Genomic DNA, 21,169 nt, shown 5'->3' with positions numbered 1-21,169 from the left:
ACCGGTGGGGGGAAGGCCGTGGCGAGGAACCGGAAGGCGACATTCGGGCCTGAGCTGCCCGTTCCGGAGCAGGACCGCGCCGTCGCCGACCTGCTGGAGGCCGTCCGGCACCGGTTGGGGATGGACGTCGTCTGGCTGGCCCGAGCCGAGGGCGACCTCATGGTCGTCGAGGCCCTGGACGGTGACGGCGAGTCGTTCGGCGTCAGCGTCGGCGCGCGCATGCACCACGCGGCCACCGCCTATCCCCGGGTCATCAGCGGCGAGCTTCCCGCGCTCGTCCGGGACGTCCGCGGTCACGACGCGGTGCGGCGCCTGCCCGCGGTCAAGGCACTGCGATCCGGTGCGTACGTCTCGGCGACGGTGTTCGAACGCGACGGCGCGTTCTACGGCGTACTCACGGCGGTGGCTCACGATCCGTGCCCTGACCTGCAGGAACGCGATGTCCGTTTCCTGCGGCTGGCCGCCGAGATGATCGCCGACTCGGTCTCGGACCTGCCCCGGATGTGGGAGCGGCGACGGGCGTACTGGGACCGGATCAATGCCGTCATCGACGCTGGTGGCCCTGACATGGTCTACCAGCCGATCGCCGACCTGAGGCCCGGTGGCAGGGTCGTCGGTGTCGAGGCGCTGGCCCGGTTCCCACCGTATGCGGAGCTGGCCGGGGCCGGCCCCGGGGAGCGCCCGGCCGGGTTCGCCTCGCCGGCCCAGGCCGGCGGGGACCGCACCGGGTCTGGAGGCTCCTGCGGTTCTGGAAACGGGACCCAGACGGAGACGGAACGGTGGTTCGCCTGCGCGGCGGCGGTGGGCCTGGGCGTCGAGCTGGAGTTCGCGGCCGTACGGGCCGCGCTGGCGGAGCTGGGGCGTTTGCCCCCGGGGGTATTTCTCTCGGTCAACGTCTCGCCCAACAGCGTGCGCCCGGGGCTGGTGGACCTGATCGGGGAGGTCGAGCCGAGCCGGTTGCTTCTGGAAATCACCGAACACAACCAGCTTGAGGCCGAGTCCGAGGCGCTCCGGGTGATCGGGGAGGTACGGGCGCGCGGTGTGCGGATCGGCGCGGACGATGTCGGCTCGGGCTACGCGGGTCTCGCGCAGTTCCTGGTGCTGCGTCCTGATCTCGTCAAGATGGACCGGTTTCTCACGCACGGGATCGACAGCGACCCGGCCCGGCAGGTGATCGCCCGTGCGCTCATCCAGGTCGCCGACGAGATCGGGGCGACCATGCTGGCCGAGGGCATCGAGACCCCGGAGGAACTGGCCACCGTGCGGGCGGCGCGGGTGCGGCTCGGCCAGGGCAACTACATCGCGCCACCGGACCGGCTGTCGTCGGCGCCCAAGCCGGGGCGACGAGGGCCCAGACAGGCGGCCCGGTGGCCCGAAAGTGACGCTAGTCCGCCGAACTCCAGCGATAACGGTCCGTAGCCGGCAAGTGGGACACGTCGGTCAGACCGCCATCGGAACGTAGGCGGCCACCGGGACGGTCTCCAGAGCGAGACCGACGGCGCTGCGGTGAATACCGTCGATCGCGATCCATCCGGTCTCGACCTCCGTGAACGCCGCCCAGGCCGGGCCGTGCTGGCGAAGCAGGAACGGCAGGGGCTGACCGTCGACCGGGATGTACATCGTCGACCAGTCCTCGGCGTCGAGGTTCGTGGACAGCCAGCCGGCCAGCTCCAGCTGGTAGCGCCACCATTCCTGCCGATCTGCCGAGTCCATCGGGAACGGCGGAGCGACGGCGTGCAGCATGCTCTGCTGCGCCCAGCCGATCGCGTCGTCGGCGACGGTCGGTCCGTAGCCCACCTCGCCGATCTGCACCGCCGGCAGCCGTGGCACCGTCGTCACGATGACCCGCGGTCCCGCATGCGCCGCGTCGCCGTGCCCGAGGCTGACTCGCCACACCTGCTCCGACCGCGGGCGCCAGGTATCCCACAGCTCGAGCCATCGCGGCTCCAGCAGTCCGCGACGCAGACCGTAGACGGGGAAACCGGCGGAGGGGGGTGGCAGCAGTCCCGGCACCGCCACAGTGTGCAGCCTGGTCGCCCGACGCTGCGGGCCGACCCCGCAGAGATTCAGGCCAATCCGTCCCTCGAAGCCCGTTGCGTCCCGATGTAGGCGGCCGATCGGAAGGTGGCGGAGGACGCTCCATTGGCCCTATTGCTACCCTTTCGGGTGTCCACCCATGGGCTCTATCTCATCCATCACCCACGATTCGGACGCCGTTACCGAATCTGGCCAACACCGGCGGCGCAACAGTCCTGGTGACGGGCGGACCTGCCGGCAGGATGGCCGGGCGGGCCGACCGGGTCTGCGCCGGTCTGTGCAAAATCTGGTCATTCGAGGCGTGCGATGAACGCTGCGGCCCGCGCAGCATTTTGCCCCGATGACCACACGTGGATCGGTGCGCTCCGCCGGTTCACGCTCCGGGTGGGGAGGAACCTTGCGACGTCGGGATTGTGATCTCGCCGACCGTGCCGCCCGCTGGATGCCCTTGACCGGTCGTCGGGTGGCTCCGTGTCACTGGGTGGTTCCGTGCAGTCGGGCGGTTCCGTGCCGTCGGGTGGTTCCGTGGGGCTGCTGACGCGCCGCGCCCCCCGCGCCCGGGAGCTCGACGAGGGCGTGCCGCTCGCGCTCCCCGAGCCCGAGCCCGGTCTTCCTCGCCGCCCGAAGGATCCCGCGTTCGTCGGTGACTACCGCGTCCTGCGCCTGCTCGGCGAGGGCGGGATGGGCATCGTCTACCTAGGCGAGTCGGTCGACGGCCGGCGGGTCGCCGTCAAGGTCATCCAGTCCGAGTACGCGAGGGACCCCGAGTTCCGCGAGCGGTTCCGGGCGGAGACCGCGCACGCCCGCCAGGTCGAGGAGGCCTACACCGCCGCGGTGCTCGACGCCGACCCGGACGCGGCGCTGCCCTACCTGGTCACCGAGTTCGTGCCCGGGCCCACGCTGCGCGCCGCCGTGAACGCCGGCGGGCCGCTCGGCACCGGCGACCTGGCCCGGCTCGCGGTCGGCATGGCCGCCGCGCTGACCGCGATCCACGGCGCCGGCATCGCTCACCATGACCTCAAGCCCGGCAACGTGCTGCTCGGCCCGTCCGGGCCGCGGGTGATCGACTTCGGGATCGCCAACGGCTTTGGCGGCCAGGCCTCCGGCCAGCAGCACGGGCGGGGCGGCAGGGGCCGCGGCCGCGGCCGGCGTGGCCACGCGGCGCCGGAGGCCAGCCAGATCGGCACCCCCGGCTACATGGCGCCCGAACAGGCTCGTGGCGAGGAGGTCGGCCCGGCCGCCGACGTCTTCGCCTGGGCGGCGGTCATGACGTTCGCCGCGAGCGGGGCGCCGCCGTTCGGCGACGGCACCCCCGAGCAGCTGCTGCACCGGGTCACGCACGACATGCCCGACCTCGGCGCGCTGCCGCCCGACCTGGCCCCGCTGGTCCGCGCGGCCTTCAGCAAGGAACCCGGCGAGCGGCCGTCCGCGGGCGACCTGCTGCTCACGCTGATGGGCGAGAAGTCCGCCGGCCGGCACAGCTCCCGTGCGCCCGAGCCTCGCCTCGCGCTGCCGGCGGGGCCGGCCCGCCCGGCCACTGAGCCACCGGCCGCCGCCGAGCCGAGCACGCCGCCCGCGCGGCTCTCCTGGGCGCCGCCGGCCGCCATCGCGCCGCCGGCGCCGCGACCGGCGCCGATTCCGCCGGTTCCGATCGCGGCGGTTGCGACACCACTGGCGGCGGCGCTGGTCGAGACCGCTGTGCCGGCGCCCGCCGACGCGCCTCCGGTTGAGGACGCGCCTCCGGTCGAGACCGTGTCGCCGGCCGTCGACGTGCCGCCGACCGTGACTGTGTCGCCATCCGCCGACGTGCCGCCGGTCGAGGCAGGGACTGTTCCGCCGTCTGTCGACGTGCCGCCGGTTGAGGCTGTGCCGGCGTCCGTCCTCGGGCCGGAGCCTGAGGCCGTGCCGGCGTTCGCCGACGTCCCGCCTGTTGAGGTCGTGCCGGCGTTCGACGGCGTTCCGGGCGCTGAGACCGGGCCGCTGGTTGAGACCGGGCCGCTGGTTGAGGTCGGACCGTCGGATGAGTACGAGTCGTCGGTGGCACCCGAGCCCGTGGGTGAAGCCGCGTCGGCGTTCGCCGGCGTGCCGACAGTCGGGGCCGGGCCGGACTTCACGGTCGAGGTGGTGCCTGAGGCGCCGGCTCGGAGTGTTCCGGGCCCGGCCGCGTCCTCCTCCGACGAGGCCGTCGCCACGCCCGACGTCCCGTTCCCGCTGATGCTGCCGGTCGCCTCGCGGGAGACCGTGGACCCGGCGGTGGTCGGGACCGAACCGGCCGGCCCGGCCCCCATGGCGCTCCCCAACCTCGGCCCCGAAGGGGCGGTGGAAGGTGTGAACGCCGCTTCGGACCCCGTCGTGGTCGACGTGCCGACGGCGGGCGAGCCGTTCGCCGAGCCCCGGCAAGCCTCGGGCGTCGACTCGTGGGACGACTGGGTGCCCGTTCTCGGCTCGATCGGCGAGGCGCTGGGAACCCTGCCCCCGGTGGAGCCGTCAGACCTCGGCGGCTCGGGCACCGAGCCGGCCGCGGCCCAGCCGACGGATCTCGGGCCACTTGATCGGGAGCCGGCTGGCCCGGCCCCCGAGGCCCAGGTCGTCGATCCGCTGTTCGCCCCGCTGACCGACCTGGACCCGGCCGACGACGGCGCCGGCTCGGTGTTCGCCCACGTCGTCGGGGCCTTCCCGGCCGTCGCCGCGGGAGTCGGCTCGATCAGCGATCCGGACGACGACCCCGCCCCCGGACCGAGCGTCGAGTCCCTCCCCGGAGTTGAGGCCGGGCCGGGTGCCGAGGCTTCTGCCGTGACGCCGCTGCGCGACGTCGACATCGCCTTCGAGGACCTTCTCGATGACGACCAGACCGGCGCGGACGTCGCGGAGATCACCGTCGTCGAGGTCGCGGCCGCGGAGGTCACGGTCGCGAAGCTGGACGTCGCCCCGCCCGCGGCCGAGGCGCCGGTCGCCGCCGCGGTGGGGTCGGAGCTCGTGCTGTCCACCGGCCCCCGCCCGACGGGTGTACCGGCCGAGAGCGACGTGCCGGCGGACCAGACCGAGGCCCCGGCTCCCGCTGGCCCGATTTCGATCCGCGCCATCACCGTCCCGGCCGAGCCGAAGTCGGCCGACCAGTCGGGTGAGGATCGCCCGAGTGACATCCACCTGAGCATCGGCTACCCGAGCGCCGACGACCCGGGAGACGACGACCCGGATCCGTCGGACGTGACCCAGGGCGACGCCACCCCGGCCAGCTCGCCCGCGGCCGCGGCGACACCGCCGGACGAGGTGGCCTCGCCCAGCCCGGGCACCGAGCTGGTCCTCGCGCCCTGGCCGGACCCGGCCGCCGCGCTGGCCGAGCTGCTTCCGCCCGGGGTTCTCGCCGCCCGCGCCGCCGACAACGAGATCGACATCGACGGCGTCATCGACGTGGGCCCGGACTGGATTCAGGAGACGGGTGGCCGGTCCGAGCCGGCCCTGCCGCCCATCCGGTTCGCCGAGCTGCACGCGCTGTGGGACGGCGAGGTCGATCTCGACCCTCCGGCGAGCACACCGGCCGCGCGCACGACCGGCACCGAGGTTGCCCTGTTCGGGCCGGACCAGCCGATGATGTCGGCTCGCCCGTCCACCGAGCTGGAGCCGTTCCAGCCGGTGGGCCCACTGCTCCCCGACCTGGCCGCCCCCGCGATCGCCCCGGCCACCCCCGCGGACGCGCCGCCGACGGAGCCGGTCGAGCTGGCCCCGGCAGGTGATCACCCCGGGGTGTCGGTAGACAGCGCCCCGACGATGCAGCTGTCGCTTCCGGGCCAGCCCGGCGCCCGGGCCAGGGCGGCCGCGATCCGCCGCGGCGCCCGGCGGCGGCGCAACGTGACAATCTTGGTTGCTCTCGTCGTCGCGCTGGTGGCCACGCTGGTGCCGATCCTGCTGAGCTCGTCCGGCGGCGCGGCGACGGTGACCGCCATCGGCCTGACGCCGTCGGTAAGCGTTCCCGCGCCGACGCCGACCGCGAGCCTGCCGGCGGCCGCGACGACCGTTGGCCCCGCCGCGTCGGCCAGCCCGACCGAGGCGGCCACCACCCCGCCGGTTCCCCCCGGGAACCAGCCGGGCGTGCCGGGCCTGTTCCTGCAGTCGGTGCCGGGCGGCGTGACGGTGACGATCATCGCTCCGTTCAACGGCGGCCCCGTGACGTCGTACCAGGTGACCTCGACTCCTGGCGGGACGCGCACGCTTTCGAAGCCAGGCATCTTCCAGGTCCCGGTGGACGGCTGCGGCCAGATGACCGCCAGTGTCCGGGCCAGCGGGCCCGGCGGCCTGTCGGAACCGTCAGCGGCGGCGCAGGCCCTTGGCTGTGTCCCGCCTGGCCCGCCGACCGGCATCCTGGCGATCCCGGACGGCCACGGCCATCTGATCGTCAACTGGGATGTCCCGGCGAACGTCGGCGGTAACGCGGTCAACCTGACGTATGTCGTGACCGTTTTCCGGACCAGCCCGTCCGGTGTCACCTCGGACAGCTACACGATCTCGGGCCACAGCTACACGCGTACCGCTCCGACCGCGGCTGACCCGTATTTCCGGGTCACCGTGGCCGCGAAGAACGCCGCTGGCGTCGGCGAGTCCGTCGTCGCCTGGGGGCAGTAGCCGCGAGACCGCGCCGGGTGCGGCCGGCGTCGGTCTCGTCGGCGTGAGCCCGGTGGGCGTTGCCCAGCACAGCCCGCTTTCGTGGCCGGTCGCCATCCGTTCCTGGAAACTGGCGGTCTGCGACCACTAGGAGCGGCAATGGGCTTTTACGACGACCAGGTGCTGCCGCGACTCACGAATCTCACGCTTGGCCGGCCTATGGAGCCGATCCGGGCGCGCGTTGTCGAAGGCCTGTCCGGCGAGGTGCTGGAACTCGGGTTCGGTTCTGGGCGCAATCTTCCGCATCTGCCGGCCGGCGTCACTCGCCTGCTGGCCGTCGAGCCGGCGCAGGTGGCCGTCAGGCTCGCCGCCGGGCGCATCGCGGCGGCGCGCTTCCCGGTGGAGTTCGTCGGGGACAACGGAGAGGAACTGGCCCTCGCCGCCGAATCGGTCGACCACGCGCTGGTGACGTTCAGCCTCTGCACGATCCCCGACGCCGGCCGGGCGTTGACCGAGGTACATCGGGTGCTGCGGCCCGGCGGCACGTTGCACTTCCTCGAACATGGACGGTCGCCGGAGCCCAACGTCGCCCGCCGGCAGGACCAGTTCACCCCGCTCTGGCGGCGTTTTTTCGGAGGTTGTCATCTCAACCGTCCGATCGACGCTCTCATCGAGAAGGCCGGTTTGACGGTGCAGACCATGGACCGTCGCGGTCTGGGGCGGCCCGCCGTGGCGTCCTTTCTTTACGAGGGGGTCGCGGCCAAGTCCGGCTGAGCCGCCGGTCGCGGGTGGTGGGCTTAGCCCTACCCAGGTCGGCGGCCCAGGCCCATCGAAGAGCAGGCCTCGCATTCCTAACGTGGGTGGCGTCCCGTTACGGAACATCGACACCCACCTGGAGCGACCATGCCCGCCCCGGCGATCGCGGCCTTGGAGACCAGGGACCTCACCCGAATATTCGGTCAAGGCGCCGAAGCGGTGCCCGCGCTCGCGGGCGTCGACCTGACGGTCCCGCGGGGGACATTCACCGCGTTGATGGGTCCTTCCGGTTCGGGAAAGTCCACCTTCCTCGCCTGCGTCGGCGGGGTCGAACGGCCGACCGGCGGCCGGGTGCTGGTCGCCGGCGCCGACGTCACCGACTGGGACGAGGACCGGCGGACCCGGCTGCGCCGCGACCGGATCGGGTTCGTCTTCCAGGACTTCCACCTCATGCCGTACCTGACGGCCGAGCAGAACGTCGGCCTGCCCCGCCGCCTGGCCGGGCGCCGCCCCGACCGGGCCCTGGTGCGTGGCCTGCTCGACCAGGTCGGCCTCGCCGATCGGGCGGGCCAGTTGCCGGCGCGGCTGTCCGGCGGCCAGCGGCAGCGGGTCGCGATCGCGCGTGCCCTGGTCAACGACCCGGCGATCGTCCTGGCCGACGAGCCGACCGGCGCGCTCGACTCGACGACGGCCCGCGAGGTCCTCACCCTGCTGCGCTCCTGCGTCGACGACCTGGGCCAGACCCTCGTCATGGTCACCCATGACCCGATCGCCGCCGCCCACGCCGACTCCGTGGTCTTTCTTGTCGATGGCCGGGTCGCGGGCCGCATCGACTCGCCAACCGTCGAGTCCGTGTCCGCCCAGCAGACCCACCTTGACGGCCTGGCGGTGCGGTCATGAGCGGTCTGACCGGGCTCGCGCTGCGTTCGCTGCGGCATCGGCTGACGGCGTCGACGGCGACCTTCCTGGCGGTGCTGCTGGGAACAGCGCTCATCGGCTCGTTCGCGACGTTGGTGGAGACCGCGCTCGCCGGTCACGGCGGTGGCGCGGCCCGGGGCGACGATCGGGAGACCCTGCTGATCATGGGCGCGGTCGTCGGCGGCTGGGGGACGCTGATCGTCCTGTTCTCGGTCGCCTCGACGGTGGGGCTCACCGCGACGCGGCGGGCGGGGGAGATCGGGCTGCTGCGCACCATCGGCGCCACGCCCCGCCAGGCCCGCCGCCTGATCGTCCGGGAGGCGCTCGCCGTCGCGCTCGCCGGGGCGTTGGTCGGGGCCGTGCTCGCGGCTGGCACCGGGAGGGCACTGCTCGCCCTGCTGCGCGGCCGGATCGTCGCCGCCACCGTGACCTTCCAGGCCGGGCCGGTGTCCCTGGGCGCCGCGGCGGCCCTCGTGCTGCTCGCGGCCGCGGTCGCGGCGATGGTCGCGGCCCGCCGGGCGACGCGGGCGCCGGCCGGGGCGACGTTGCGGGACAGCGACGCGGAGACGAGCCGGATGCGCTGGTACCGCGTGGTCGGCGCGTTTCTGGCCATCGGCTACGGCGTCGCCACCTCCATCGTGACGATCACCGTGACCGCGCGGTCCAGCGACCCGTATGCCGCGATGTCGACGAGTGGCAGCAGCGCCATCCTGGTGGGGATCGGGTTCGCGCTGCTCGCGCCGGTGCTGCTGCGGTGGCTGTCGCTACCGTTCGCCTGGCTACTAGCTCGCGGCGGGGCGGCGGGTGGCTACCTCGCGGCGTACAACACGTCGCGGCGTGCGCATCGGCTGTCCAGCGTGCTCGCGCCGGTGATCGTGCTGACGGCGACGGCGATCGGCGGACTCATGCTGATCAGCATTGACGGCCGCACTCTGCCGGCAGGCAGCAAGCAGACGTCCGACACGATCAACCTGCTCAACAACGTCGTGATCGGCATGATCAGTCTTTTCGCGGCGTTGATGGTGATCAACTCGACGGCCGCGCTGCTGGTCGACCGCCGTGACGAGCTGCGCCGTCTCTGGCTGTTGGGCGCCACTCGACGCCAGATCCATCGCTGTGTCGTCGCGGAAGCGGCCATCATCGCCGCGGTCGGCATCCTGACCGGCGCGGTCGCTTCGCTCGCCACGATCGGGCCCTTCGCCTACGCGCGCCACGAGGGCTTCGTGCCGAACGCCCAGTTGTGGGTCCCGCCGGTGGCCGCGGCCGGGATCGCCGCACTGACCCTGATCGCCGCCCGGGCCACTGTCCGGCTGGGAAGCGGCGAGTCCACGGGCGCTCTCAGACAAGGCGCCACATGACGATGTGCGAGCCGATCAACGGCTCCTCCCAGGGCTCGCCGCGGGTCTCGAGGCCGGCGCGCCGGTAGAACGGAACCGCCCGGACGCGGGCGTTGCACCACAGCAGTCCACCGCCCTGGCCGCGGACGTGGTCGATCGTCGCGGACAGCAGCCGGGAGCCGATTCCCTGGTCACGGACCCGCTCGTCCGTCGCCATGCCGCGCAGCCGCCAGCCGGGAGCACCCCAGGGCGACCCCTCGTGCAGCACCGACGCGGTCCCGACGACCGTCCCGTCGGCAAGCAGCGCGACCACGTGCGCTGTGTCGGGCTCCCGGTCATGCGGGAAGACCAGCTCGCCGGGCGTCAGATGCGGGCGCAGCACCCGCTGCCGCAGCTCCAGCGTGGCCTCGACGCTCACCCGTTCGAGGCGGACGTCCGCCGGCTGGTCGGTATTCACGGCCCGATCCTCGCCATTCCCGAGCCCGGCCGTGGGTCCGGCGGGCGGGGCGCCGCGGCGGCCGGCTCGTAGTTCGTGAACACCAGGTCCCAGCTGCCGCGATTGCGCCCGACCAGGTTGATGTCGCGGCGCGTCGGGAGCCGTCGCTCATGGAAGTGCGGGCCGAACAGCTCGCGTACGAAAGCGGTGTCGCTGTTCGTCAGCATCAGATGCACGCCACGCCGGTCGGCGCGCCGCATCGCCGCGCACAGCCGGACATGGTCCTGCGCGCCGAACTGGCCGGCCGTGTACCGCTTGAAGTCCGACCAGCCGCCGAGCGGGACGTACGGCGGGTCCAGGAAAACCCAGTCACCCGCCTCGGCGGCGTCGACGGCCGTCTCGAAATCCGTCTCCACGACGGCGGCGCCGCTCAGCGCCTCGGCGGCACGGGACAGCGTCTCGCGGTTGTAGTACGGGCGGTCGTAGGCGCCATACGGGGTGTTGAACTCACCCTTCCGGTTGACCCGCCAGAGCCCGCGGAAGCTGGTCTTGTTCAGGTAGATCACCCGGGCGGCCCGCTCCAGCTCCGACAGCTCGGCCGGGTCGCGCCGCCGCGTCCGCTCGAAGTGCTCGGCGGTGTTCGGCATCGTGTCGAGCAGCGCCATCAACTCGCGCGGCTGCTGGCGAACCTGTTGAAAGCAGACGACGAGCTCGCCGTTCGCGTCGCTGAGTACCGCCCTGGCCGGCCGGAGCTCGAAGAACACCGCCCCGCTGCCAAGAAAGGGTTCCCGGTACGTCCCGGAGAACTCCGGCGCCAGCGTCACCAGGGTGCCGGCATAGCGGGTCTTCCCGCCGGCCCACTTCAGGAATGACCGCTCGCCGGGCGCGCGACCCGCAACCTGTACTCCCGCCGGCCGCACACGCGGCAGCCTACCGGCCCAGCCCCCCGGTCCCGGCGCCTCCGGTCGTCGCCGGCCCTGCCGCGCCGCCGCTTGCTGCCTTCGACCATAGCCTGATCCTCGGTGTCAAGAGTGACACTGAGAACGGTATTCGGCGTAGGGTTCCGGCAGAAGACGCGACCGGCGGTCGCACTAGGAGAGCGTTCGGTGGGCCTTCCTGGTTCGCGCCGTCAGCAGCACCGTCGAACCCGGAAGGGGAGGCTGATGGCCGAGGCGCTGGGTGACATCGACTGGGTCCTGTGGTCCGGGACCGTCGGCCTGCAGAGCCCGCTTGAGGGCCGAATCGACGCTGCGACGGCCGGTGGCTTCGGTCAGCTGTCGCTGAGCCCGCTCGACGTGGTCCTGGCCCAGGAGGCGGGCATCTCGCCGGTCGAGCTGGGCCGCCGGCTGCGCGACGCGGGGCTCGAGATCGTGCTGGACGGACTGGCGAACTGGTACGACGGCGAGCCTTTCACCGTGGCGCGCTCCGTCGCGTTCACGGCGGGCGAGGTGCTGGAACTGTGCGAGGCCCTGCGGCCGGTGTCGCTGACGGTCTTCTCCCAGCCGACCTGTGACCTGCCCGTCGAGGAGGTCGCGGCGTCTTTCGGGACTCTGTGCGACCGGGCGGCCGAGTTCGGCGTCCGGGTGCAGCTGGAGTTCATGCCGATGATGGCCATCGGCGACCTGCCGAGCGCCGCGGCCATCGTTCAGGCGGCCGACCGGGCCAATGGTGGCCTGGTTCTCGACACCTGGCACTTCTTTCGGGGAAACCCCGACTTCGGCGCGCTGGAGGCGCTTCCCGGCGACCGGATATTCACGGTGCAGGTCGCCGACGGGGCCGCAGACATCCAGGGCAGCCTCGCCCAGGACACGTTCCAGCGGCTGCTGCCGGGCGACGGCTGTTTCGACCTCGGCCGGCTGCTGGGCACGCTCGACCGGCTGGGCGCCCTTCGGTCGATAGGGCCGGAGGTCATTTCGCCGGTCACCGCGGCGATGCCGCCGGCAGAAGCGGCCCTGCTCGCCCGGGACCGGGTCCGGGAACTGGTCCGTAATGCCCGTTCGTAGGCACCCGACGAACCATCCGTGAGGCGGTGGACATGATCGCGGCAAGGTTGCACGGCCCGCAGGACATCCGGATCGAGGACATACCCGAACCGGAACCGGGAGCGGGCGAGGTGAAGCTGGCCGTGGCGCACAACGGCCTGTGCGGTACCGACCTGGCCGAGTTCTTCGCGGGTCCGCGGGCCTGCACGACCGTGCCACACCCGCTGACCGGCGGCGTCCTTCCTCAGGTCATGGGTCACGAGTTCGCCGGCGTCGTGGCCGCGGTCGGCGCGGGCGTCGCCGACGTCGCGGTCGGAGACCAGGTCTGCGTCGAGCCCCTTTACTCCTGTGGTGATTGCGACCGCTGCCACGCCGGGCTGCCGCAGCTGTGCCGGCAAGTGATGACGCACGGGATCTGCTCGCACGGCGGTGGGCTGGCCGGATTCACGGTGGTGCCGGCGACGATGGTGCATCGACTTCCGGCGTCGATGTCGCTGGCCGAAGGCGCCCTCGTGGAGCCCATGTCGGTGGCGTTCAACGGGGTTCTTCGTTCCGGCGTCGAACCGGGCCAGTCCGCGGTGGTGTTCGGCGCCGGGCCGATCGGGATCGGCGTCATGTTCGGCCTGCGGGCCGTCGGGGTCGAGGACATTCTTCTGGTCGAGCCCGCGCCCGCTCGGCGAGCGGCGGTCGCCGCGCTCGGTGTCGCGGACGTCCTCGATCCGGAAGCCACGGACGTGGCGGACGAGGTGCGCCGCCGCACGGCGGGTCGGGGCGTCGACGTCGCGGTGGACTGTGCCGGCGCCGCGGCCACCTTCGCGGCGGCTCCTGCCGTTCTCCGGGCCCGCGGGCGGTATGTCGGCATCGCCTTTTCCGGACAGGCGGTCTCCTTCACCCCGTGGGTGCTGACCCGTTCGGAGATCGAGCTCACCGGTTCACTGGGATATGCCCCCGGTGTCTTCGCCCGGGTGATCGACCTCATGGCCGGCGGTGCCTTTCCGACAAAGGGCTGGGTCGAGCAGGTCGGTCTCGACGAGCTGCGCGAGGTCTTCGACGACCTGCGGGCCGGCCGTCGCCTGAAGATCCTCGTAGACCTCCCGACCGGCTGAGAAGGAGAGCATGGTGAAGACCGGGTTAGCCGGCCGCACGGTGGTGGTCACCGGCGGCAATGCCAATATCGGCCGGGCGATCGCGCTCGCGTTCGCCGAGGAGGCTGCCGGCGTCGTCATCGTCGGCCGCGACGAGGCGCAGGGCCGGCGGGTCTGCGAGCAGTTGCTGGAACAGGGCGCCAAGGACGTGCTGTGGCAGGCCGCCGACGTCACCGACCGCGCCCAGGTGGCGGCCGTCGTCGCCGCAGTCGGTGAACGGTTCGGCGGGATCGACGTGCTGGTCAACAACGTCGGTGGCAATGTCGACATGGACGCGTTCGTCGACTCGGATCCCGCGACCTGGGAACGAGACATCGCGCTGAACTTCCTGAGCACGTTGAACTGCACCCACGCGGTGCTCCCCGGGATGATCGGGCGCGGGAGCGGGCGGATCATCAACATCGGGTCGACCTCGGGAATCGTCGGCGACCCGTTGCTCGCGGTGTACTCGGCGATGAAGGGCGCGGTGCACGCGTTCACCAAGGTCCTGGCCAAGGAGGTCGGTCAGCACGGCATCACCGTGAACGCCATCGCGCCCTACGGCACCCTCCCGCAGGACGCCGAACAGGCCGCCAGCTCAGGAAGTCGGTGGCACCCCAACGGGGTCTTCGCGCGGCTCGCCGCCACCCGGGCCGAACAGCTCCACTCGATCGGCCGTCGCACCCTGCTCCAGCGCCAGACCGCCTATCCCGCCGAGATCGGCGCCGCCGCCGTCTACCTCGCCTGCGACGCCGCCGCGTTCATCACCGGCCAGATTCTCTCCGTAGACGGCGGAACTCAGCTCGCCTGACCGCGCCCGAACCCGGTGGCTGTCCCGGCTGGGCCGACCCGGAGGTCGCGAGCCCGTTCACCGTCGTCGCGTCGGGTCGGGTCGGGTCTTCGGTCTGGCGGACGGAGGCGGCGGTTGACCATAGGGTTCTCGCGTGGACGTCGTGCGCGCGGGTCTGCGCGGGGCCAGCGCGCTCGCGGTGATCGGTGTGATGGTCGGCGCGGCGGGGACGCTGCTCGGGGCGGTGTTCCGCCATGACGTGCCCGGGCTCGCCTCGTTCGTGGGCGTCGCCTTCCGCCTGCTGTTCGTGCTCCTGCCGGCGGCGGTGCTGCTGCTGCTCGTCGACACGGACTCCGAGCGGGAGCAGCGGGAGGCGGGCATTGGCCCGAGCCCGGGGCGGGAGGCCGCGGCCGCGCTGGTCACGGCGGCGGTGGGGGCGCCCGTCGCGGTCGTGCTGTGCGTCGCCGTGTCGTCGTTCCTCGGGCCGGCGCTCCGCCGGCTGCCCGCGATCGATTACAGCCACGCGCTGCGCGCCGAGATCGGCTGGGGCTGGTCGCTGCCCGTCATCGCCGTCGTCCTTTTCACCGGAGCCGGCGTCGCCGCGGTGCTGGCCCGGCGGCGGTAGGGCGGGATCCGCCGCCCTACCGCCGCCGCCGGTTAGTTCGAGTTCTTCGAAAGTTCCCGCGAGCTCTCGCCGAGCGATTCCACCGCGTCCCGGCTGGCGCTGAACATCCCGGCCATCTCGCGGGTGCGGACGCCTTCGTCGGCGATTGTCTGGCGGATCCGGTTGAGCTCCCGTACGACGAAGTTCTCCACGCCCACCCGCGATATCTCAGCCGGGTTGGCTCTCGGCCGCTCCGACAGCGACGGCAGCGCGCCCTGGACCGACCCGTACGTCATCTGCTCCTCGGCGACCCGAGCCGCCGTATCGGGAAACGTTGGCGACTGGACGGCGAGGTCTGCCGGCACGCGGATCAGATTGTCGTCGGACTCCGTCTCGCCGGACCGCGCCGCGTGAGCGTCCGGGTCGAGGCTCGGCACCCCGTCCGCCGGGTCCTGCACCCGGACCTGGGCCGACGGAGTGACGTGAACTCCGCCCACGCTCTCGTCTTCGCCTGACTTGACGGTCGGCTCGCTCGATCGGACGACGATCGTCTTGGCGCCCTTCTTGCGTCTCCCGCGACGGTTCTTGCCCTTCTTCGGCTTCTTCGGCGGCCCGGCCTGTTGCGCGAGGGCGGCGGCGGACGGCGGGTCGGGAATCGGGATGGGCGCGGGAGGACCGGGATCGTAGGTGGGCGCGGGGGGACCGGGATCGTGGGTGGGCGCGGCCTGCGACCCCCTCTTGCCGCTGAACAACACGCACATGTCCGCGGCCATCATGAGGATGGTGGCGATCGCGCCCAGCGGGTTCACGAGCAGCCCGGCCATGCCCTTGAGGGTCGTACCTGGCGGCCCGGGCAGCTTCGACCGGGCAATGGGTTTCTTTGTGTCAACGCCCGCCTCGCGGGTGGTCGCCTGCTCGTTGACCTTCCCGATCGTGTTGGCGCTGAGCAGCATCTGGACGTTCGGGCTGTCCCGCAGCGTGTCCGTCCCCACCGTCTGGAGCTTGGCGTTCCGGTTCTCCTCCAGGCGGCCTTTGGTCATCCAGCTCGTGTAGTTACCGGTGGCCTCTCCGGTGAACGCGCCAGGGATCTTCTCCGCCGCGAACTTCTCGCCCGCGTTGTGCGCGTCGAAGGTCGCCTCGTTCTTGATCGCCGTCCCGACCGAGGCGCTCGGGCTCGCGAACTGTGTGAAGTACTTGTCCGCGCCGGAGACGAACGCCTCGTTCGGGGTGGCCGACTGGGCTGCCGAACCGACGCCGGACAGAAGGCCGCCCAGGCCCAGCTTGAGAGCGTCGTCGAACAGCTCACCGCGAGTCTTGCGGTACTCCTTGTACGACTCGATATACAGGGCGACGTCAGGAGAGTCCACGTAGGTGGGGTCGTCCAGGCAGATGTAGCGAATCCAGGCCAGGACGAGCGTCCAGGAGTTCGTGACGAAGTCGATGCCGGTCTTGACCGCGTTGAGCACGAGGGCGACGGTCCCGAGCGCGGCCGCGACGGGGAGCGCGACCTGCGCGCCCGGAGCGAAGCCGATGAGGGTGCACAGAAGTGCGAGCCAGCTCGTGTAGGACGCGACCCGCTTCAGCAGGCTGCTGCCCATCATTCGCAGGAAATGCAGGACATGCCCGATGCCAGGCAGGCCGTACCGCTTGACGGAGTCCTCGGCGGCCAGCTTTGCCTTCCCGCCCTCCTTCTTCGGATTGCCGGCGTACTTGAGCAGGTCCTTGAAGGGATGCAGGTCGACCCGGTTCTCGTAGCTGACGCCCGACTTCTTCGACCGCTTGAAATACCAGAGCCAGTGGAAGAGGTCGTAGAGCGGGCCGCCGGCGGTCTTGGCGAAGCTGATGCCGATGTTGTTCAGCGCCGCCTTCGCCGCCCCGAGCTTGCGGCCCTTGCGCCGCACCCGGGCCGGCCCCGGCCCCGGGCTCGCCGCGTGGGCGAGCTCGTGCGCGATCAGCGCGTCGCCGCCCGGGGTGCCCGGGCGGTAGTCGGCCCGGTGGACGAACACGTCCTGACCGATGGTGAAGGCGCGGGCGGACATCGCGTCGCTCAGTGCGTCGACATCCCGGCCCACATGCAGGCGCACGCCACCCAGGTCGGCGCCCACCGCGGCCTCGGTCCGGGCGAGCAGCGACGACGGGACGCGGTGGCCGCCCGAGCGGGCCGCGAGGACCGCGGCCGACGTCGAGGGCGACAGCGCGCCGCCGGCGTCGCCGACCTCGGGCGCGGCGAGCGGCGCGGGCGCCGGGCCGCCGGCGGGGACCGCGACGCCGGCGACGGCCTGGGCGACGTCGTCGGCCGCCCACTCGGCCGGGCCGTGGGACGGGCCGACCAGCAGGCCCGCGCCAGCGGACGTGGGGACCGGGCCCGGGGCGGCGGACGCGCGCGCGGAGGACGCGCCGGACGCGCGCGCGGAGGCGACCACCCGCTGGACGTGCCGGTTGCCGTGCGAGCGCTGCATGCGCAGCAGCGCCGGCGTGGCCCCGGCGCGCGCCGGGGGCGCGCTCCCGTGGGCGGCCTCGTGCTCGACGCCGTGGGCGGTCCGGCCGGGCGCACTGGTGGCGGCCTGCTTCGGGTCAGTTGCTGATGTGCGCACGTGCACCCCGTCCCTCGTCGTGCCGAGGCGCCACGCCCGTGAGCTCGCCGGGCGAAATGATCTTTCCGAGCTTCTCGTACTCGCCGCGGGTGGCTCGCAGCAGGTGCGCCATCGTGATGATCCCGCCGTCCGCCGCCGCGAGGAACGCGCCGCCGAGCACGATGTTGCGGATGTGGCCGCCCGGCAGGTCGATCGCGCGGGCCAGCGCGCCCAGGTCGACGTCGGCGGCGCGGGGGGCGGCCGACGGCCAGATCCGCTCCCAGATGCGCAGCCGTTCCGCCTCGCCGGGCGGCGGGAACTCCAGGGTGGCGCGGAAGCGGCGCACGAACGCCTCGTCCATGTTCTTGCGCAGGTTCGTCGCCAGGATGACGACGCCGGGGTGCGTCTCGATGCGCTGGAGCAGATAGCTGGTCTCGATGTTGGCGTAGCGGTCGTGCGCGTCACGCACCTGCGTGCGCCGGCCGAACAGGGCGTCGGCCTCGTCGAAGAACAGGACCGCGTTGCTGTCGGCGGCCGCCTCGAACACCCGGCCCAGGTTCTTCTCCGTCTCGCCGATGTACTTGCTCACCGTGGTGGCGAGGTCGATCGCGTAGAGGTCGACGCCGAGCGCGTTCGCCAGCACCGACGCCGCCATCGTCTTGCCGGTGCCCGGAGGGCCGGCGAACAGCGCGATGATCCCGCCGGCGGGCGCCACCGCGCGGCCGAAGGCCCACGTGTCGTGCACGAGGCCGCGGTGGCGGACCTGGTCGGCGAGCTCGCGCAGCTGGGCCATCCGCTCGGGCGGCAGGACGAGATCATCCCAGCCGTAGGACGTGACCACGTGCCGGGCCAGGTGCGCGAGCTCGCGGCCGGAGCGCGTCCGGCACGCGGTCGCCAGGTCAGCCTGCCGGAGGCGGGGCGCGGCGGGGTCACGCGTGAGCGCGAGCATGACCCCGGCCGCGACGGCCTCGCGGATCTGGCCGGCGGTGAACCGGAACGCCGCCGCGAGCGCCGCGGCGTCCGGCGGGTCCGTCTCGTCGAGCGTCGCCTTGTCGAGCGCCGCCCCGTCGAGCGCGGCGGACCACAGGCGGTGCCGGGCCTCGGCGTCGGGACGGTCGAAGCGCAGCCGCGCAAACGGGCGCCGGGCCGGCTCCGGGCCGTCCCACGGCTCCAGGCCGCCCACGAGCACCGGGCCGGGCCCGTCCGCGAGCGCCTCGGCGAACGCCGCCCGGCGGTCGTCGGCGCCGAGCCGATCCGCGTCGCGCCAGCAGGTCACGGCGCCGCGCAGCCGCGCCTCACGTCCGACCAGCCGGACCAGCTCAGCGACCCGCGCGGGAGGCTCGCCGGCCAGCCCGTCGCAGCGCGCGACGAGCAGCGGCCGGGCGAGCGCGCGGGCGAACGCGCGGGCCAGCGCGGCCCGCCCCGAGCCGGCCGGCCCGTCGAGGTACACCACGATCTCCGGCCCGGCCCGGTGGAACAGGGCCAGCAGCTCCTCGACGTGGTCGGGCGGGAGCCCGCCCGTCGCGTCCACCGGCGGCGGCGTGTCGACCGGCGCGTCCGGTTCGGCCCGGACGAGGACGGCGGCGAGGCGGTCGTCCGGGTCGTCGTCGCCGAGCAGATGGCGGGCCAGCCGGGGATCCAGCCGCAGCGCGCACTCCAGCATGGACGCCGGGCGCGGCTCGCCGGTCTCGTCCAGCCTGACCAGACCGTGCCGCCGCAGCGGCGCGCCCGGCGCGAGGCGGGCCCGCGCCGCCAGGCGGGCGGCGCCGTCCGTGCACCACAGCGTGAGAACGAGGTCGACGCTGGGCGCGCGGCGCGTGACGTCGTCGTGCAGGTAGGCGTAGAGCCGCCCGAACCGCCGGTCGATCTCCGGCGCGAGGCAGGTCAGGACGACGTCGGTGTCGAACGGGGTGAGCTCGAACGCGTCCGCGAGCCGGGACAGCCGGCCCCGGTCGAGCTCGGGAAGGTCGAACCCGGGGCCGGCCAGGATCTGTTCGATCTCGGCCTCGCTGATGTAGTAGCCGGCGAGCGGGTCGGGCCCGTCGGCGGAGGCGGAAGTGGCGGCGGCCGGTGCCCGCACCCGCGCGAGCTGTTCGCGCAGCCGGCCGTCCACCCGGGCCAACGGAGGCGCCGCCGCCGGGCCGCCGGTCATTCGGGCCGCCCGACCGGCGAGCCCGCGCCGCGCCCGGCCCCTGCCCCAGCGCCGGCCCCGTGCCCGATGGCGAGCAGCAGGATGTCGAGGCTCGCCTGGATCTCGCCCAGCCGCTCGTGCAGCGCCGCGATCTCCGGACGGCTCCCGCGGCCGCCGCCGTCCCCGCGCTCGTCGCAATCCTCGCGGTCGTCGCCCGCGCTCGGGCGCTCCGCGCCGTCGCGCGCTCCGTCGTCCTCCCGGATCCGCCGGTGCAGCTGGGTGGTGAGCGCCGACGGGCCGACGTCGTACTCGGCCGCGAGCGCCTCCACGCACTGCCCGTACTGGCGTAGCGCCGCCGCGCGGTCCCCGCTCCGGTGGTGCAGCCGCATGAGCAGCCGGTGCGTGGTCTCCCGCGCGGGCTCGCGCTCGAGCACCGCGCGCCCGTGCGCGAGCGCCCGCGCGACCAGCCGGCGCGGCTCGCAGTACCCGATCAGCTGGTCGCGCAGGGACATGTGGATCTCCCGGGCGCGGGTCCGCTCCGGCATGCACCAGTCCTGGTGGCAGCCGGCGAGGAAGTCGCCGCCGTAGCCCGCGACCGCGATCTCCAGCCGCTCGGCCTGCCGGTCGCTCAGCTGGGTGCCCGCCACGTCCGCCGTCTCGGCGTGGGCCTCCTCGAGCAGGACGAGGTCGACCGACGCGAACGCGGTGACGTCCACCTCGAGACGCCCGCCGCGCGCGGTGCGCAGGAACGGCGCTCCGGCCAGCGCGCCGCGCAGGCGCCACAGCGCCTGGCGCAGCTGGCGCCGGGTGGCCTCGGGCCGCTCGTCCGGCCACAGCGCGTCCGCCACCGAGTCCCGGGCCAGCGGGTGGTCGCGGCGGGTGATCAGGAAGCCGAGCAGCTCGAGCGCCTTCGTGGACGGGCACGGTAGGGCGACATCGTTGTGACGGATAGTGACTTCGCCAAGAAGACTCACGTCCAGACCGGACATTCCGTGACAACGCTCCCGTCGTGCGATCCCAACGCAACAAAACCTGAGAACCGTTCACGGGGTGACGCGTGTCCGGCGACGATGTTGCTCGTGTCCCCGCCACCGAGATGGCAGCCCGTGCCCGACGCGCAGTCAAACCTAGGATCGCCTGGTACGACGCACAATGGACCCCGGCCCAGGTCTCGTGTGGACCTAAACCCAGTCGGACCCCGTCTGGGGAACCAGGCGGCGGGCCCTCCATGCGGGTGGTGATCGCCGAGGGTGAGGCGCTGCTGCGCGAACTTCTCGCTCGGCTGTTCACCGCGTCCGGTCTCGAGGTGGTCGGCACCGCCGCCGACGCGTCCCGCCTGCTCGAGGTGGTCGCCGAGGCGCTCCCGGACGTCGTCGTCACCGACATCCCGATGCCACCCGGGCACACCGACGACGGCCTGCGGGCCGCGCTGGCGATCCGCGCCCGCCACCCCGCCGTGGGCGTCGTCGTCCTCTCGCGCCAGCTGCTGCCCCGCTACGCGACGGCGCTCGTCGGCGACCGGCCGGCCGGCGTCGGCTACCTGCTCAAGCAGCAGATCACCGACGTCGACCGGCTCTGCGCCGACGTGCGGCGGGTGGCCGACGGCGGCATAGCCCTCGACCCGGAGGTCGTGGAGCTCATGGTGGGGCGGGCCGAGGCGCCGCGCTCCCCGCTGGGCGCGCTGACCGCCCGGCAGCGGGAGGTGCTCGCGCTCATCGCGCAGGGCCGCAGCAACGGCGCCATCGCCGCCAAGCTCGGCGTGTCGGCGAAGGCGGTGGTGCAGCACGTGTCGCGGATCTACGACGCGCTCGGCCTCCCGCCGGACCCGGACCACCACCGCCGGGTCCTGGCCGCCGTCCGCTTCCTGGCGGGCTAGCACGCC

16 protein-coding genes are annotated in these 21,169 nt (G+C 73.1%); 10 read left to right on the top strand and 6 right to left on the bottom strand.

Features of this window, described 5'->3' with window-relative positions; translation table 11 throughout:
• The first annotated feature begins 18 nt into the window (after positions 1-18).
• A complete protein-coding gene (locus tag FRAEUI1C_RS35120) occupies positions 19-1,419 on the top strand; it encodes a sensor domain-containing phosphodiesterase (protein ID WP_013428154.1) in 1,401 nt (466 codons plus the stop codon).
• A gap of 21 nt (positions 1,420-1,440) precedes the next feature.
• On the opposite strand, the gene FRAEUI1C_RS35115 is transcribed toward FRAEUI1C_RS35120, so the two are convergent.
• Complete coding sequence (locus FRAEUI1C_RS35115) at positions 1,441-2,013, bottom strand: hypothetical protein (RefSeq protein ID WP_232425232.1); 573 nt, start codon at positions 2,011-2,013, stop codon at positions 1,441-1,443.
• A gap of 549 nt (positions 2,014-2,562) precedes the next feature.
• Between FRAEUI1C_RS35115 and FRAEUI1C_RS37030 the strand changes: the two genes are divergently transcribed.
• From FRAEUI1C_RS37030 to FRAEUI1C_RS35095, 4 genes are all read left to right on the top strand, one after another.
• Positions 2,563-6,657: a protein kinase domain-containing protein gene (locus tag FRAEUI1C_RS37030; protein ID WP_013428152.1), complete on the top strand. Its 4,095-nt coding sequence runs from the start codon at positions 2,563-2,565 to the stop codon at positions 6,655-6,657.
• A 138-nt stretch (positions 6,658-6,795) separates the two neighbouring features.
• Entirely contained in the window at positions 6,796-7,410 is a 615-nt protein-coding gene (locus tag FRAEUI1C_RS35105; protein WP_013428151.1) for a class I SAM-dependent methyltransferase, read from the top strand.
• A 129-nt stretch (positions 7,411-7,539) separates the two neighbouring features.
• On the top strand, positions 7,540-8,292 hold the full coding sequence (locus FRAEUI1C_RS35100; protein ID WP_013428150.1) for an ABC transporter ATP-binding protein: 753 nt from the start codon (positions 7,540-7,542) through the stop codon (positions 8,290-8,292).
• Positions 8,289-9,668 carry an FtsX-like permease family protein gene (locus tag FRAEUI1C_RS35095; protein WP_013428149.1) on the top strand — a complete coding sequence of 460 codons (1,380 nt, stop codon included), beginning with the start codon at positions 8,289-8,291 and terminating at the stop codon, positions 9,666-9,668. The genes FRAEUI1C_RS35100 and FRAEUI1C_RS35095 overlap by 4 nt, the downstream gene beginning before the upstream one ends.
• Here FRAEUI1C_RS35095 and FRAEUI1C_RS35090 read toward each other — a convergent pair.
• Both FRAEUI1C_RS35090 and FRAEUI1C_RS35085 read right to left on the bottom strand, forming a co-directional pair.
• The gene (locus tag FRAEUI1C_RS35090) at positions 9,649-10,104 is read right to left on the bottom strand and encodes a GNAT family N-acetyltransferase (RefSeq protein ID WP_013428148.1); all 456 of its coding nucleotides are present in this window, start codon (positions 10,102-10,104) and stop codon (positions 9,649-9,651) included. The two genes, FRAEUI1C_RS35095 and FRAEUI1C_RS35090, sit on opposite strands and share 20 nt — an antisense overlap.
• Positions 10,101-11,003, bottom strand: a complete 903-nt coding sequence (locus tag FRAEUI1C_RS35085) for a DNA adenine methylase (RefSeq protein ID WP_013428147.1) — start codon at positions 11,001-11,003, stop codon at positions 10,101-10,103. The genes FRAEUI1C_RS35090 and FRAEUI1C_RS35085 overlap by 4 nt, the downstream gene beginning before the upstream one ends.
• Positions 11,004-11,246: 243 nt before the next feature.
• Between FRAEUI1C_RS35085 and FRAEUI1C_RS35080 the strand changes: the two genes are divergently transcribed.
• The 4 genes from FRAEUI1C_RS35080 to FRAEUI1C_RS35065 all read left to right on the top strand — a co-directional run bounded on the left by FRAEUI1C_RS35080 (position 11,247) and on the right by FRAEUI1C_RS35065 (position 14,604).
• On the top strand, positions 11,247-12,086 hold the full coding sequence (locus FRAEUI1C_RS35080) for a sugar phosphate isomerase/epimerase family protein (protein WP_013428146.1): 840 nt from the start codon (positions 11,247-11,249) through the stop codon (positions 12,084-12,086).
• A gap of 32 nt (positions 12,087-12,118) precedes the next feature.
• Entirely contained in the window at positions 12,119-13,171 is a 1,053-nt protein-coding gene (locus tag FRAEUI1C_RS35075) for a zinc-binding dehydrogenase (protein ID WP_013428145.1), read from the top strand.
• Positions 13,172-13,184: 13 nt separating this feature from the next.
• Entirely contained in the window at positions 13,185-14,000 is an 816-nt protein-coding gene (locus FRAEUI1C_RS35070; protein WP_013428144.1) for an SDR family NAD(P)-dependent oxidoreductase, read from the top strand.
• A gap of 133 nt (positions 14,001-14,133) precedes the next feature.
• The gene (locus tag FRAEUI1C_RS35065) at positions 14,134-14,604 is read left to right on the top strand and encodes a hypothetical protein (RefSeq protein WP_013428143.1); all 471 of its coding nucleotides are present in this window, start codon (positions 14,134-14,136) and stop codon (positions 14,602-14,604) included.
• Between the two features lie 32 nt (positions 14,605-14,636).
• Here FRAEUI1C_RS35065 and FRAEUI1C_RS35060 read toward each other — a convergent pair whose 3' ends face one another.
• The 3 genes from FRAEUI1C_RS35060 to FRAEUI1C_RS37025 are packed head-to-tail and all read right to left on the bottom strand — an operon-like array spanning position 14,637 to position 20,261.
• The gene (locus FRAEUI1C_RS35060) at positions 14,637-17,177 is read right to left on the bottom strand and encodes an eCIS core domain-containing protein (RefSeq protein WP_157735216.1); all 2,541 of its coding nucleotides are present in this window, start codon (positions 17,175-17,177) and stop codon (positions 14,637-14,639) included.
• Positions 17,158-19,308: an ATP-binding protein gene (locus FRAEUI1C_RS35055; protein WP_013428141.1), complete on the bottom strand. Its 2,151-nt coding sequence runs from the start codon at positions 19,306-19,308 to the stop codon at positions 17,158-17,160. Before FRAEUI1C_RS35055 ends, FRAEUI1C_RS35060 begins: the two co-directional genes overlap by 20 nt.
• Positions 19,305-20,261, bottom strand: a complete 957-nt coding sequence (locus FRAEUI1C_RS37025) for an AfsR/SARP family transcriptional regulator (RefSeq protein WP_198318682.1) — start codon at positions 20,259-20,261, stop codon at positions 19,305-19,307. The genes FRAEUI1C_RS35055 and FRAEUI1C_RS37025 overlap by 4 nt, the downstream gene beginning before the upstream one ends.
• 254 nt (positions 20,262-20,515) lie before the next feature.
• On the opposite strand from FRAEUI1C_RS37025, the gene FRAEUI1C_RS35045 reads away from it, so the two are divergent.
• Positions 20,516-21,163 carry a response regulator gene (locus FRAEUI1C_RS35045; protein WP_013428139.1) on the top strand — a complete coding sequence of 216 codons (648 nt, stop codon included), beginning with the start codon at positions 20,516-20,518 and terminating at the stop codon, positions 21,161-21,163.
• Positions 21,164-21,169 lie beyond the last annotated feature (6 nt).

Source organism: Pseudofrankia inefficax (genome assembly GCF_000166135.1).
GTDB lineage: Bacteria > Actinomycetota > Actinomycetes > Frankiales > Frankiaceae > Pseudofrankia > Pseudofrankia inefficax.
This window is presented reverse-complemented; position numbering and strand designations above follow the sequence as displayed.

What these genes read in the sequence shown, in the direction of transcription:
- FRAEUI1C_RS35095 (WP_013428149.1), top strand. Translation starts at nt 8,289, where the DNA reads ATGAGCGGTCTGACCGGGCTCGCGCTGCGTTCGCTGCGGCATCGGCTG.
- FRAEUI1C_RS35055 (WP_013428141.1), bottom strand. Translation starts at nt 19,308, where the DNA reads ATGACCGGCGGCCCGGCGGCGGCGCCTCCGTTGGCCCGGGTGGACGGC.
- FRAEUI1C_RS35075 (WP_013428145.1), top strand. Translation starts at nt 12,119, where the DNA reads ATGATCGCGGCAAGGTTGCACGGCCCGCAGGACATCCGGATCGAGGAC.
- FRAEUI1C_RS35105 (WP_013428151.1), top strand. Translation starts at nt 6,796, where the DNA reads ATGGGCTTTTACGACGACCAGGTGCTGCCGCGACTCACGAATCTCACG.
- FRAEUI1C_RS35100 (WP_013428150.1), top strand. Translation starts at nt 7,540, where the DNA reads ATGCCCGCCCCGGCGATCGCGGCCTTGGAGACCAGGGACCTCACCCGA.
- FRAEUI1C_RS35080 (WP_013428146.1), top strand. Translation starts at nt 11,247, where the DNA reads ATGGCCGAGGCGCTGGGTGACATCGACTGGGTCCTGTGGTCCGGGACC.
- FRAEUI1C_RS35045 (WP_013428139.1), top strand. Translation starts at nt 20,516, where the DNA reads ATGCGGGTGGTGATCGCCGAGGGTGAGGCGCTGCTGCGCGAACTTCTC.